The 13,199-nt window shown below is 71.8% G+C and carries 11 protein-coding genes; 6 read left to right on the top strand and 5 right to left on the bottom strand.

From position 1 onward, the window contains the following. Positions 1–163 precede the first annotated feature (163 nt). Together ACQPXB_RS11425 and ACQPXB_RS11420 are read right to left on the bottom strand one after the other, a co-directional pair. Positions 164–1,378, bottom strand: a complete 1,215-nt coding sequence (locus ACQPXB_RS11425) for an ABC transporter permease (RefSeq protein WP_432851358.1) — start codon at positions 1,376–1,378, stop codon at positions 164–166. Continuing rightward, positions 1,375–2,298, bottom strand: a complete 924-nt coding sequence (locus tag ACQPXB_RS11420) for an ABC transporter ATP-binding protein (RefSeq protein ID WP_366581065.1) — start codon at positions 2,296–2,298, stop codon at positions 1,375–1,377. The genes ACQPXB_RS11425 and ACQPXB_RS11420 overlap by 4 nt, the downstream gene beginning before the upstream one ends. A gap of 160 nt (positions 2,299–2,458) precedes the next feature. Here ACQPXB_RS11420 and ACQPXB_RS11415 point away from each other — a divergent pair, with 160 nt between their 5' ends. From ACQPXB_RS11415 to ACQPXB_RS11395, 5 genes are all read left to right on the top strand, one after another. Then, a complete protein-coding gene (locus ACQPXB_RS11415) occupies positions 2,459–3,670 on the top strand; it encodes a PucR family transcriptional regulator (protein WP_386948000.1) in 1,212 nt (403 codons plus the stop codon). Between the two features lie 210 nt (positions 3,671–3,880). Continuing rightward, positions 3,881–4,804, top strand: coding sequence for an ACP S-malonyltransferase (locus tag ACQPXB_RS11410; protein ID WP_354884121.1), 924 nt, complete (start codon positions 3,881–3,883; stop codon positions 4,802–4,804). Beyond that, entirely contained in the window at positions 4,801–5,784 is a 984-nt protein-coding gene (locus tag ACQPXB_RS11405) for a beta-ketoacyl-ACP synthase III (protein ID WP_432851355.1), read from the top strand. The genes ACQPXB_RS11410 and ACQPXB_RS11405 overlap by 4 nt, the downstream gene beginning before the upstream one ends. 71 nt (positions 5,785–5,855) lie before the next feature. After that, on the top strand, positions 5,856–6,101 hold the full coding sequence (locus ACQPXB_RS11400) for an acyl carrier protein (protein WP_004559006.1): 246 nt from the start codon (positions 5,856–5,858) through the stop codon (positions 6,099–6,101). Between the two features lie 64 nt (positions 6,102–6,165). Further along, the gene (locus ACQPXB_RS11395) at positions 6,166–7,416 is read left to right on the top strand and encodes a beta-ketoacyl-[acyl-carrier-protein] synthase family protein (protein WP_366581060.1); all 1,251 of its coding nucleotides are present in this window, start codon (positions 6,166–6,168) and stop codon (positions 7,414–7,416) included. Between the two features lie 75 nt (positions 7,417–7,491). On the opposite strand, the gene ACQPXB_RS11390 is transcribed toward ACQPXB_RS11395, so the two are convergent. Both ACQPXB_RS11390 and ACQPXB_RS11385 read right to left on the bottom strand, forming a co-directional pair. Continuing rightward, positions 7,492–8,085 carry a hypothetical protein gene (locus ACQPXB_RS11390; protein ID WP_432851351.1) on the bottom strand — a complete coding sequence of 198 codons (594 nt, stop codon included), beginning with the start codon at positions 8,083–8,085 and terminating at the stop codon, positions 7,492–7,494. A gap of 31 nt (positions 8,086–8,116) precedes the next feature. After that, a complete protein-coding gene (locus ACQPXB_RS11385) occupies positions 8,117–8,620 on the bottom strand; it encodes a DUF3145 domain-containing protein (protein WP_366581057.1) in 504 nt (167 codons plus the stop codon). Between the two features lie 277 nt (positions 8,621–8,897). Here ACQPXB_RS11385 and ACQPXB_RS11380 point away from each other — a divergent pair, with 277 nt between their 5' ends. Next, positions 8,898–11,690: a hypothetical protein gene (locus ACQPXB_RS11380; RefSeq protein WP_432851349.1), complete on the top strand. Its 2,793-nt coding sequence runs from the start codon at positions 8,898–8,900 to the stop codon at positions 11,688–11,690. Positions 11,691–11,750: 60 nt separating this feature from the next. Here ACQPXB_RS11380 and ACQPXB_RS11375 read toward each other — a convergent pair whose 3' ends face one another. Continuing rightward, positions 11,751–13,160, bottom strand: a complete 1,410-nt coding sequence (locus ACQPXB_RS11375) for a dihydrolipoyl dehydrogenase family protein (protein WP_366581053.1) — start codon at positions 13,158–13,160, stop codon at positions 11,751–11,753. Between the last annotated feature and the right edge of the window lie 39 nt (positions 13,161–13,199).

Here is a 13,199-nt window from a genome sequence, read left to right as displayed (position 1 = left end):
ATTTGCGGGATTTACCGCCGGGCGTATTCAGCGGGTGTTCGCGTCGTCGCCCTGCGAATACGCTTCAGGTTTCGCCGGACCCTTCAGGGCTTTCAGCGCCCTTCGAGGTTTCGGCGTCCTTCGGGTTTCACAGGGCGACGACACGCGTTCACCGAACGGACACTCAGGCCGCGCGCAGCGCGTCACGCAGTTTCACCTTCGCACCGGTGCGCATCACGGCGTTGCGGTAGATCCGCGCGGCCAGCCAGATCAAAAGCGGAATCAGCAGCACCACGAGTCCCACCGACACCACGGCTTCCCACACGGGCACGCCACCCATGGCGAGCCGCATCGGCATCAGCGTCGGCGCGAAGACCGGAATCACGGACAGGATTTCGGCGAACTTGTTCGACGGGTCCGAGGGCAGCACCGAGATGCCCACCACGTAGCCGGCGATCACCAGCATCAGGGCCGGCGACACGGCGCCGCTCACGTCCTCCTGCCGCGACACGAGCGCGCCGAGCGCCGCGAACACGATCGAATACATGAAGAACCCGAGCAGGTACCACACCACCAGCCAGACGACGGTGCCGATCGCCGCCGACGCCGAGATGGTGAGCACCCCCGTCCCCAGGCCCGCGGCGATGCCGACCACCCCGATCACGAGCATCTGGATCAACCCGACCGTGCCGATGCCGAGCACCTTGCCCGCCATCAGCTGCCACGGCCGGATGGTGGACAGCAGCAGCTCGACCACGCGAGACGTCTTCTCCTCGACCACGCCCTGCGCCACGCTCTGGCCGTTGAGCAGGAGCGACATGTAGATGAGGATGCCCGCGATGATGCCGAGCACGAGCTGCTGGCTGTCGTAGTCGTACGGCTTCTCCAGCGGCGGCAGCTCGTCGACGCTCGCGCTCGCGACGGCGGCGTCCACCTTCGCCGGATCACCGTGTTGCGCGAGGATCTCCGTGTTCTGCGCCACGCGGCCCGCGAGCACCGTGAGCACGTTCTTGAGATTGCCGTCGAGGTCCTTCTCGACCTGCACGTGCACCCGGTCCGCGCCCTGGACCAGCAGCGCGTCGAGCGAGCCGTCCTTCAGCTTCGCGATCCCGGCCTGCGCATCGGAGACGGGCTGCGTGGCGATGTCCTGCCCCACCGACTTCCCGATCGCCGTGAGCGGCGCCGACAGTGGTGCCGCGGCCGGTACGTAACCGACGGTCGCGTCGGGACCGCTGCTGCCGCCCACGAGCTTCAGCACCACGACCGCGGCGACGATGAGGATGAGCAGCACGAGTGTGCTGATCCGGTAGGCCTTGGACTTCAGCCGCGTGCCGATCTCGCGCGAAGCGACCAGGCCGACCCCGGCCAGCGGGCTCATGCGGACGTCGGGCGTGCTCATGCCGCCGCCTCCTCGTGGTGGTGCTCGGTGACGACGGAACGGAACAGATCGGTCAGCGACGGGAGCTTGCGCGCGAACTCGCGCACCGGCCCGGTCGCCAGGGCCGCGCGCAGCACGACCTGGTCGTCGGCACCGTCGGCCAGTTCGAGCTCGGTCACCGAGCCGTCGCGGCCCAGCACCGTGACGCCGGGCAGGTTCGCGGCCCAGCCGTCGGCCGCCTGCGGCGCGTCGACGAGCAGCCGCACGGCGCCGCCCGCCCGCAGCTGCGAGACGGTGCCCATCGCCTCCATCCGTCCACTCCGGACGATCCCGATGCGGTCGCAGAGGCGCTCCACCAGATCCAGCTGGTGGCTGGAGAACACGACGGGCACGCCGTCGGCCGCCTTCTCCTTGAGCACCTTGCTCATCACGTCGACCGCGACCGGGTCCAGGCCCGAGAACGGTTCGTCCAGCACGAGGATGCGCGGCTCGTGCACCAGCGCGGCCGCGAGCTGCACGCGCTGCTGGTTGCCGAGGCTGAGCTTCTCGACCTCGTCGCCGAGGCGCGCGGCCACACCCAGGCGTTCGGTCCAGCGCTCGGTCGACGCCTTTGCTTCGGCCGCCGACATGCCGTGCAGCCGCGCGAGGTACGTCAGCTGCTCACCCACCTTCATCTTGGGGTATAAACCACGCTCTTCCGGCATGTACCCGATGTGGCGCCGGGTTTCGTGCGTGATGGGCGAACCCGCGAAGCGGACTTCGCCCGCGTCCGCGCTCAGCACCCCCAGCGCGATGCGCATCGTGGTGGTCTTGCCCGCGCCGTTGCTGCCGACGAAACCGAACAGCTCGCCGGGCCGCACGTCGAAAGTCATCTTCTCCAGTGCCACGACGGTGCCGTAGCGTTTGGAGATCGCATCGATCTCCAGTCCGGGCTCTGGCATCGGCCCTTTCCCCCTTGTTGTCGGATCTCGGTGACGTGCATCACCGGTTACGGATCGTAGAGATCCCGCCGGACGGTGCCTAGCGCCCCGGGTTGCGTGTCCGCCGCCGAAAGTTGCCGATCGAATGTCCAACTAGGATTCCAGCGGAGGATCGGAACGAATGGCAGAGACGACGGGGCGCCGGGTCCCCAAGCACCACGGGCTGTCCGCGAAGACGCTGCGCTCGCTCGACCACGCCTCGGGGCGGCTCGCGAGCGCGAGCGTCGCGGTGATGGAACGCCGGCTGGTGTGGTTCGGGCGGCTGCCCGCCGACCAGCGCGCCAGCGTGCTGCTGATCACGCAGGCGGGCGCGGCGGGGTTCGTCGACTGGCTGCGCGACTCGAAGGAAGCGCTCAAGCTCACCACCGAGGCGTTCCGCGACGCGCCGGCCGAGCTGTCGCGCTACATCTCGCTGCGCCAGGCCGTGAGCATGGTGCGGCTCGCGATCGAGCAGTTCGAGGAACAGCTGCCGGAGTTCGCCGCGAACGAGACCGAACGCGCGGCTCTGATCGAGGGAATCCTGCGCTACGGCAGGGAGATCGCGTTCGCCGCGGCCAACTCCTACGCGGCGGCGGCCGAGGCGCGCGGCGCGTGGGACGCGCGGCTGGAGGCCCTCGTCGTCGACGGCATCGTGCGCGGCGACGCCGAGGAGGCCGTGCTCTCGCGCGCGGCCGCGCTCGGCTGGGACCCCGCGTCGGCCGCGACGGTGATCGTGGGCAACCCGCCTTCGGAGGACCCGCCGACGGTGGTGTTCGAGGTCCGCAGCCGCGCCGCACGGGTCGGCCGGCCCGTGCTGCTGTCGGTGCAGGGCTCACGGCTGGTGATCGTGATCGGCGGCCCGACCGAAGGCGGTGTGAAGGAACGCGAGACGCTCTCGCGGATGTCGGCGGTGTTCGCCGACGGTCCCGTGGTCGCCGGCCCGACCGTGCCGTCGCTCGCCGAGGCGCACCACAGCGCGGCCGAGGCGCTTTCGGGCCTGCGCGCGGTGGTCGGCTGGCCGGGCGCGCCGCGGCCCGTCCGCTCCGACGACCTCCTGCCCGAACGCGCGCTGTCGGGTGACCCCGAGGCCGAGCGCCTGCTGGTGGACCTCGTGGCGCGGCCGCTGGAGGAGGCGGGCCCGGCGTTGCAGCGCACGGTGGAGACCTACCTCGAGAGCGGTGGCGTGCTCGAACGCTGCGCGCAGACGTTGTTCGTGCACCCCAACACCGTGCGGTATCGGCTGCGCAAGGCGGCCGAGCTCACCGGCCGCAACCCCACCGAGCCGCGGGACGCGTTCGTGCTCCGGGCGGCGCTCACCGTCGGCAGGCTGGCCCGCGCCCGCGGCCTGTGGTGACCCCGGTCGGTCACACGGTGTGACCCTCTGGCGCACGGTACCGGTCCCGTGACAGACTTCACGGCAAGCGATGGTTGAATCCCACAAGGCATCTGGGTTAAGGGCAAGGTTCCACCGCGGGTCTTTGGAGGTTTCCTCCAATAACCCCGCACGGACTTGGTGACCGCCCGCATCTGGGTGCGCACCCCCGCCCGTGGTGTCATAGACGACGTGACAGCAGCAGTCCTCTCCCCAGGCCAGGGCTCACAGGCCCCCGGCATGCTCTCCCCGTGGCTCGAGACCGACGGCGCCCGCGCGCGCGTCGAGGAGTGGTCGGCCCGCGCCGGGCTCGACCTCGTCCGGCTCGGCACGGAAGGCGACGCCGAGGAGATCCAGGACACCGCGGTCGCGCAGCCGCTGATCGTCGCGCTCTCGCTGCTCTCGTTCGAGCGCCTGCAGCAGGTGGCACCGGTCGCCGACGACGCGCCGGTGGCCGGCCACTCCGTGGGCGAGCTCGCCGCCGCCGCGATCGCCGGGGTGCTGACCCCGGCCGACGCCGTGGCGCTGGCCGCGGTGCGCGGCGCCGAGATGGCCAAGGCCTGCGCGCTGGAGCCGACGTCGATGGCGGCCGTGATGCTCGGTGACCCCGAGCAGGTCGTCGCGTGGCTCGAAGAGCGCGGGCTGGCCGCGGCCAACCGCAACGGCGCCGGCCAGATCGTCGCCTCGGGCGCCGCCGACGCGATCGAGCGGATCGTCGCCGAACCCCTGGAGGGCACGAAGATCCGTGCGCTCAAGGTCGCGGGAGCCTTCCACACGCCATACATGGCGCCGGCGGAAGACGCCCTTCGCGAGCACGCCGCCGGCCTCACCCCGGCCGACCCCACGCGCCCGCTGCTGTCGAACGCCGACGGCACCGTGGTCACCAGCGGCACCGAGTACCTGGAGCGGCTCCTCGCGCAGGTCACCCGGCCCGTGCGCTGGGACCTCACGATGGACGGCCTCGTGTCGCTCGGCGTGAGCAGCACCGTCGAACTCGCGCCCGCGGGCACGCTGACCGGCCTGGTCAAGCGCCAGCTCAAGGGCGTCGTCACCACAACCACCGCGCTGAAGACGCCGGCCGAGCTGGCGAAGCTGCGCGAGGAGGACGCCCAGTGACCGACCGTCCCAGCCTGCGCCAGAGCACGGGCCCTGCCAGCACCCGGATCCTCGGCGTCGGCAGCCACCAGCCGGAGAGGGTCGTGACCAACGACGACCTCTCGCAGCTCATGGACACCAACGACCAGTGGATCCGTGAGCGCGTGGGCATCATCGAGCGCCGCTTCGGGAACAAGGACGAGCTGCTCGTCGACTTCGCCGTCGCCGCCGGCACCGCCGCGCTGGAAGACGCGGGCGTCGATCCGTCCGAAGTGGACACGGTCATCCTGCCGAACTGCACGATGCCCTCGCAGATCCCGAACGCCGCGGCGCAGGTGGCGGCGCGGATCGGCATCCCGAGTCCCGGCGCCTTCGACCTCAACGCCGCGTGCGCCGGCTTCTGCTACGGCCTCGGCGTGGCCTCGGACCTGATCCGCGCCGGCTCCGCGAAGAAGGTGCTCGTGATCGGCGCCGAGAAGCTCACCGACGTGGTGGACCCGACCGACCGCGCCAACGCGATCATCTTCGCCGACGGCGCGGGCGCCGCGGTGGTCGGCGGCTCCGACGAGCCGGGCATCGGCCCGGTCGTCTGGGGCAGCGCGGGCGACCTCGTGGACCTGATCTACATGCGCGACGAGAAGTGGATCTACCAGGAGGGCCAGTCGGTCTTCCGCTGGGCGACCACGAAGATCGCGCCGATCGCGATGCGCGCGCTGGAGGCCGCGGGCCTTCAGCCGTCCGATGTGGACGTGCTGATCCCGCACCAGGCCAACCTGCGCATCGTCGAGTCGATCGCGAAGAAGCTGCGCGCCGCCGGTGCGCGCGAGGACATGGTCGTGGCCGACGACATCAAGTACTCCGGCAACACCTCGTCCGCGTCGATCCCGCTGGCGCTGGACCACATGCGCAAGGCGGGCACCGCAAAGCCGGGCGACGTCGTGCTGGCGATCGGTTTCGGCGCCGGGCTCTCGTATGCCGGGCAGGCCTTCGTCTGCCCCTGATGGATACTTCCCTCGCGGGCGCTGTGCCCGCGAGGTGGACCTGTAGAAGAACCGAGAAGGGAACAACTCCAATGGCTGACAACGCTGAGATCCTCGCCGGCCTCGCCGAGATCGTCGAAGAGGTGGCCGGTGTGGCTCAGGACGACGTCACCGCCGAGAAGTCGTTCGTGGACGACCTGGACATCGACTCGCTGTCGATGGTCGAGATCGCCGTGCAGGCCGAGGACAAGTTCGGCGTCAAGATCCCGGACGACGAGCTCGCCAACCTGAAGACCGTGGGCGACGCGGTGAACTACGTGTCCGCCAACTCGAAGTAAGTCCTCTTCGTACCCGGGCCGGGGAAGCCCCCCGGTCCGGAGCCGAGACCTTGGGGAGACTCCCATGAGCAACATCGACGTCGTGATCACCGGTATGGGGGCGACGACGCCCCTCGGCGGGGACGTCGCGTCCACCTGGGACGGCCTGCTGTCCGGCCGCAGCGGCATCCGCCCGCTGACCGCGGACTGGGTCGAGGAACTCGGCCTGCCCGTGAAGATCGGGGCGACGCTGGCCGTCGATCCGTCCGAAGTCCTGCCGCGGGTCCAGGCCCGCCGGCTGGACCGGTGCGAGCAGGTGGCGATCATCGCCGCCCGCCAGGCCTGGGCCGACGCGGGGTTCGCCGAGCAGACCGACGAGCACACCGACGTCGAGCCGGAACGCCTCGGCGTGTCGATCGGCACCGGTGTCGGTGGCCCGATGACGCTGCTGAGCCAGAACGACCTGTTGCACCAGCAGGGGCTCCGCAAGGTGTCGCCGCTCACCGTGCCGATGCTGATGCCCAACGGGCCGGCGGCGCACGTGAGCATCGACCTCAAGGCGCGGGCGGGGGTCCACTCCCCCGCCTCGGCCTGTGCCTCCGGCGCCGAGGGCATCGCCACCGGCTACGAGATGATCCGGTCGGGCCGGGCCGACGTCGTCGTCGCCGGCGGCACCGAGGCGTGCATCCATCCGATCACCCTCGCGGGCTTCGCCCAGGCGCGCACGGTGTCGACCCGCAACGACGACCCGGCGGCCGCGTCCCGGCCGTTCGACGCCAGCCGCGACGGCTTCGTGCTCGGCGAAGGCGCCGGGGTGGTCGTGCTGGAGCGGGCCGACCTCGCCCGGGAGCGCGGCGCGCGGGTCTACGCGAAGCTCGCCGGCTACGGCATCACGTCCGACGCCTACCACATCACGGGCAACCACCCGGAAGGCATCGGGCAGATCGCGGCGATGCGGGCGGCCATGAGCATGGCCGGCCTGTCCCCGGCCGACATCGGTCACGTGAACGCGCACGCGACGTCCACTGTGGTCGGTGACATCGGCGAGGCGGCGGCGATCCTCAAGGCCGTGGGCGACCACGCCGTGGTCACCGCTCCGAAGGGCGCGCTCGGCCACCTCGTCGGCGGTGCCGGCGCGGTCGAGGGCATCGCCACGATCCTCGCGATCTACGAAGGTGTGGTGCCCGCCACGCTGAACCTCACCGACCTCGACCCGAAGGTGCAGCTCGACGTCGTGTCGGGCGAGAACCGCAAGGTCGAGCTCACCGCGGCGCTCAGCAACTCGTTCGGCTTCGGCGGCCACAACACCGCCCTGCTGTTCACGCCGGCCGCCTGATCGGTTCCACCGCAACGAATCAGGGCCCCTCCCGTCGTGGGAGGGGCCCTGATTCGTTGTCCGGACCGGGGTGGTTCAGCACTTTTCCTGTTCGGGCAAGGTCCCGGGGGTGACGGTGTCGATCTTGTAGCCGCCGCCTTCGAGGACCATCGGCAGCACGAGGCGCCAGTGGATGCAGCCCTCCCTGAGCGCTTCCGGTGCCTCGTTGGACGACTGCGTGCTGGTGAAGCCCACGAGCACCCGCAGCGACGAACCGGCGCCGGGTTCGATGCGGTACAGCAGGATGCTGCCGTCCTTCGTGGACTTGTAGTCCTTGGTCCACTGCGCGCGGGAGGTCTGCTCGATCCGGCCCTTGCTGGCCGAGCGCGCCCACTGGTCGTAGTCGTGGTGGTTGATGCCGTCGAAGTATTCCTGCAGCACGGCGCGTACGGCGTTGTCGTCCGGGTGCCGGGCGGCGTCCTCGGTGACCTTGACGTCACCGGGGCCGGGCTGGTCCTCCTTGTCCACCGACGTCGGCGTCGTCGGGGCGATGGAGTCGCCGGTGTCGACGACCGGGCGGCGGTACAGCTCGCGCGCGAGCAGGCCACCGCCGACGGTGATCGACAACACCACGACGAGGACGGGTACCAGCCACCGCTGGCGGGCGGGTGCGGGCGGACGGGCGGTCACCCCCGAGAGGGTACCCACCCGCCCCCGGGTGTCACCCGACCTGGTGCAGCCACGTGACGGGAGCGCCGTCGCCGGCGTGGCGGTAGGGCTCGAGCGCCTCGTCCCAGCTCGCCGCGAGCAGCTCGTCCAGCTTGTGCGCCAGCGACTCCCCGCCACGGGTCATGCTCACGAGGGCGCGCAGCTGGTCCTCGCCCACGACGATGTCGCCGTTGGCGCTGGTCCGGCCGTGCCACAGGCCCAGTCCGGGCGCGAAACAGAACCGTTCACCGTCGACGCCGGCGCTGGGTTCCTCGGTGACCTCGAAGCGCAGCATCGGCCACGCCTTGAGCGCCGAGGCCAGCTTGGCCGCGGTACCGGAAGGCGCGCGCCAGCCGCACTCGGCACGCAGCTGTCCGGGACTGGCGGGCTGCGCCGTCCACTTCAGCTCGACTCGGGCTCCGAGGGTGCCCGAAATAGCCCACTCGACGTGCGGACACACCGCAGACGGCGACGAGTGGACGTACACCACACCTCGGGTGTTGCCACGGGTGCTCACTGCTGACCTCCGCTTGCTCGACGAGGGACGTCTTCCCCTACGGCCTCTCGAGCTTCACTTCGGCTTGTGGGCTCCGTATCACTCCCCGCTGTGCCATTCCCGATCTGTGTAGCACATTCTGCACCCCAACCGTGCCGTTTGGCCACACGAACACCACAAGTCGCGCGGGAATCCCCCTTGAGGAGGGAGGCTCGCCGACGCGTCCGCGTCCAGCACGGATCTGCGGGGTCGGCACGCTAGCGTGGGCCGCGAAACGGACGAGGTGAGGAGGGTTTCGGTGCGACTGGTCCGCCTCGGGCAGCAGCCGTCGCGCGTCGCCGAGGATGTGCGGGCGGCGCTGGCCTCCCTCGGCCGCGGCAGCACCGTGATCGGTGGCGTGGCCCTGATCGGCGCCCGCCCGGCCGGCGGCGAGCGTGCCGTCGAGGCCGTGGTGGTGCTGCCGAAGGGTGTGCTCATCGTGATCGGCGTCGACCTCCCCGACCCCGCGCTGCGCCTCGAAGCGCCACTCGGCGGCCCGTGGAAGGCCGACGGCTGGCCGCTGGTCCACGGTGACGACGCCGTCAACCCCGCCACGGAAGCCCTGGACCTCTCGGCCGAGTGCGAACGCCGCATCGCCGAGCTGGCGCCGGGTTCCGGCCCGGTGGGCACGATCGTGGCGGTGGGGCCGTACGTCGAGACGGTCGACCAGCCACCCGCGGACCTCGCCGGGCCCGTGCGCGTACTCCACCCGACGCCGACGACCATGCTGGCTGCGACCGTCTCCCTGGCGACGGCGCGGAGCCCGCGGTCGCTGGACCAGGCGCGGGCGCTGATCGGCGCGCTGGCGCCGGACGCGCCGGAGATGTCGGACGAGGTGCTGCTGGGCGAGGGGTTCGTCCGGTACACGGATGATCCGCCGGTTCCGGTCGTTCCTGCTCCTGCTACCCGTGTTTCCCCTTCTGGTGCCTCGAAGCCTGCGCAGCGGGCGCGCATCACGTCGGTGCCGCCGCCCCCGCCGGTCATCCCGACCACCCGGCCTGTGCCGCACGTCGCGGCGCCTTCCCTCGCCGGCGTGCCGGCCGAGGCGCCGGCTTTCCCGGGTTCGTCCACTTCGGCCACTTCCCCGGCCGCGGTTCCCGAGCAGGCCGGCCACCTCGCCACCGCACCCACCGAATCGACGGCGGCACCGGGTTCGTCCACTTCGGCCGCTTCGCCCTTCCCCGCTCAGTCTTCCTCGGCGGCCGTCCCCCCGGCCGCCGGGGAAACCACCGGCGGCGAGCCCGCGATCCACCTTGCCGATGCTCCGACGGAGTCGACGGCCGCGCCGAGCTTCCCCGGTACTGCAGGTGCGGCTGCCGCGGCGGGCGGTACGGCTGGCAGCCCGATCGTCCCCAGTACGGCTGCTTCGCCGGCCGACCCACGCTTCCCCGGTACGGCGGGTGCGGCTGACCCGGCGGTCGGTTCGGCTGGCGGGCCAACCATCCCCAGTACGGCTACTTCCCCGGCCGATCCGCCTTCCCCCGGTGCGGCGGGAGCGGCCGACTCCCCGGCCGACCCGGTCTTCCCCAGTGCGGCGGGAACGGCTGGTTCGCCGGCCGACCCACGCTTCCCCAGTGCGGCTGTTTCGGCGACCGTGGACTCGACCACCGAGCCCGAGCAGGCAATTCCCCTCGCCGACGGGCCGACCGAGTCGACTGCCGCGCCGAACTTCCCCGGCGCGGAGGGCAACGGTCCGTCCACTTCGGGCGGTGGCCGGGGTGGTTCGCTGGAGTCGGCGGCAACGGAGAAGATGACTTCTCCGAAGCAGGGTGGGCCCAAGCAGCGCGAGCAGCGGGCGATGCCTGCACCGAGCCCGGTTGCGCCGGGGAATGGCAACGGCGGGCCGGGCGGCACGCCCACGCGCGGTGGAAAGCCGACTGTCGCTCCTGCCGGAAACCTGCCCCTCGCTTCTGGTGGAACGCCTTCTTCGTCGGCTGGTGGCAATCCGCCTGACGCTTCGGCTGGACAACCTCCTGTCGCCGCTGGTGGAAAGCCCGCGGGCGGTCCTGGTGGCAAACCTGCCGTCTTCGGCGCCAATGCCGGACCTGGTGGCAAGTTGCCTGCTGCCGGCGCCAATGCCGGGCCGGCCGGCAAGTCGCCCGTGCTCGGCGCCAACGCCAGCGCCGGTGGCAAGTCCCCCGCCGGTGTCAATGCCACACCTGGTGGCAAGTCGCCCGTTGCCGGCATCAATGCCGGGCCCAATGGCAAGCCGCCCGTTGCCGGCGCCAATGCCGGGCCCAATGGCAAGGCGCCCGGTGCCGGGGTCAATGCCGGGCCGGGTGGCAAGGCGCCCGCGTCGGCGGGTCGGCAGGGTGCGGCGGCGGCCGCGGGCGGAGGGACGGTGCCGCGGGCGGTGTCGTCGGCGCCGGCGGCGGCTGGGTCGGTGGAGGTGCCGGCGGGGGGCGGTGCGCCGCCGCGGGAGAAGGAGCAGTCGCGGACCGTGCGGTGGGTGCCGGTGGCCGCGATCGGGTTGCTGGCGATCCTGCTGGTGACGGCGATCGTCGTGGCGGCGACCGGCGGTGGCGGGGGTGGCGAGGCCGCGCCGGCATCGAGTTCGAGCGCGCGTCCGGCGCCGCCGCCGGCGGTCGTGAGCAGTGCGCCGGCGAGCAGTGCGGCGCCGAGCCTGTCGTTCGAGCCGCGGGCGAGCAGTTCCGACCAGCGGTGCGCGTCGCACGCGTTCGGCGACGTGCAAGCCAGCCTGCAGCAGACGAGCTGCTCCGCGGTCAGCCGCGCCAGCTACACGGCGCTGGTCGACGGGCGCGCCGCCGCGGTGACGATGGCCGTGGTCCGGTTCCCCGACGCCGCGCAGGCCACGCACTTCAAACAGGTCGCCGACACCCCGGGCGGCGGCGGCATCCTCGACGTCGCCACCGAGACCGGCAAATGGCCGGGCCCGCCCCCGCAGTTCGACAGTGCCGCCTACGCCAGCAAACTCGACGGCACCGGTGTGCGGCTGGTGCAGGTCGTATGGCAGTCCGGTCCGTCCACTCCGGACGACCCCGGCCTCACCCGCGCCGCCCAGGGTGCCCTCGCGCTCACCATGCCCGCCTGAGGCTCGAAAAAACGGCGGGTCCCCGGCAACCACCGAGGACCCGCCGTCTTCCGGAGCTTCCTACAGGCCGTAAGCCTCCAGCAGCCGCAGCCAGACTTCGCTGATGGTCGGGAACGCGGGGACCGCGTGCCACAGGCGGTCGAGGGGCACTTCGCCCACCACGGCGATCGTGGCGGAGTGCAGCATCTCCGCGACGTCCGGGCCGACGAAGGTGAGGCCGAGGATCACGCCGCGATCGGTGTCGACGACCATGCGGGCCTTGCCGGTGTAGCCGTCGGCGAACAGGGCCGAGCCGGCGACCGCGATGTCGATGTCGACGACGCGGTCGGCCGAGCCCTCGCGGGCCTCGGTGAGGCCGACGGACGCCACCTCCGGGTCGGTGAAGATGACCTGCGGCACGGCGTGGTGGTCGGCGGTCGCGCTGAAGCGGCTCCACGGCGCGGTGGAGATGTCCTCACCGCGTCCGCGCGCGGCGACGCTGTCGCCGGTCACGCGGGCGCCGTACTTGCCCTGGTGGGTCAGCAGCGCGCGGCCGGTGACGTCGCCCGCCGCGTAGAGCCAGCCACCGTCCACGGCGGACACGCGGCCGCTCTCGTCGACCTCGAGCGGGCCGTGCGTGGGCAGGCCGAGGACCTCGAGCCCGACGCTGCCGGTCGCCGGCACACGGCCCGTGGCCACCAGCAGCTCGTCGACCACCAGGTCTTCGCCGCCGGTGAGCTTGAGCGAGGCGCCGCCGCCGTCCACAGCGGACACCTCGTCGATACCCGAGCCGGTGTGCACGATCACACCGTCGGCGCGCAGGCCCGCGAGCACCAGGTCGCCCGCGAACTCCGGCAGCCGCGGCAGCGGGCGCTTGCTCGTGATGATCAAGTGCACCTGCGCCCCCAGGCGCGCCCACGCCTGCGCCATCTCCACGCCGACGACGCCACCACCCAGCACGCCGAGCCGCGCGGGCACGGCCGACGACGAAGTCGCTTCACGCGAACCCCACGGCTTGATCGTGTCGAGGCCGGGGATCGGCGGAGTGTTCGGCACGCTGCCGGTGCAGACGATCACGCCGTGGCGCGCGGTGAGCACCTGCCCGTCGGACAGCGTCACCTCCCGTTCACCGGAAATCCGTGCGTGGCCGCGGATCGGCTCGACGCCGACCCCGCGCGCCCAGTCCACCTGGCCGTGATCCTGCCCCTGCGGGTCACCGCGGCCGATGAACGAGTCCCGGCGGGCGAGCACCTGCGCCGGGTCGAGCGCGTCGCCGACCACCACCCCCGGCATGCGCTTGGCCGCGGCGAGCAGGTTCCCCGGGCGCAGCAACGCCTTGCTCGGCACGCACGCCCAATACGAACACTCACCGCCGAACAACTCGTGCTCGATGAGCGCCACCTTGAACCCGCCCATGGCGGCTCGTTCCGCGGCGACCTCACCGACCGGGCCGGCCCCGATCACCACGACGTCGAAAGTCTGTCCTGACATGGGTTCAGCGCACACCACCGCGCGGCTTCACGCAAGCCA

This window comes from Amycolatopsis sp. CA-161197 (assembly GCF_050942255.1).
Classification (GTDB): Bacteria; Actinomycetota; Actinomycetes; order Mycobacteriales; family Pseudonocardiaceae; genus Amycolatopsis.
The sequence above is the reverse complement of the archived record's forward strand: the minus strand, read 5'-3'. Positions and strand labels throughout refer to the sequence as shown.

Excerpts from the sequence above, each read along its gene's own strand:
- ACQPXB_RS11425 (WP_432851358.1), bottom strand. The coding sequence starts at position 1,378 with ATGAGCACGCCCGACGTCCGCATGAGCCCGCTGGCCGGGGTCGGCCTG.
- ACQPXB_RS11420 (WP_366581065.1), bottom strand. The coding sequence starts at position 2,298 with ATGCCAGAGCCCGGACTGGAGATCGATGCGATCTCCAAACGCTACGGC.
- ACQPXB_RS11415 (WP_386948000.1), top strand. The coding sequence starts at position 2,459 with ATGGCAGAGACGACGGGGCGCCGGGTCCCCAAGCACCACGGGCTGTCC.
- ACQPXB_RS11400 (WP_004559006.1), top strand. The coding sequence starts at position 5,856 with ATGGCTGACAACGCTGAGATCCTCGCCGGCCTCGCCGAGATCGTCGAA.
- ACQPXB_RS11395 (WP_366581060.1), top strand. The coding sequence starts at position 6,166 with ATGAGCAACATCGACGTCGTGATCACCGGTATGGGGGCGACGACGCCC.
- ACQPXB_RS11375 (WP_366581053.1), bottom strand. The coding sequence starts at position 13,160 with ATGTCAGGACAGACTTTCGACGTCGTGGTGATCGGGGCCGGCCCGGTC.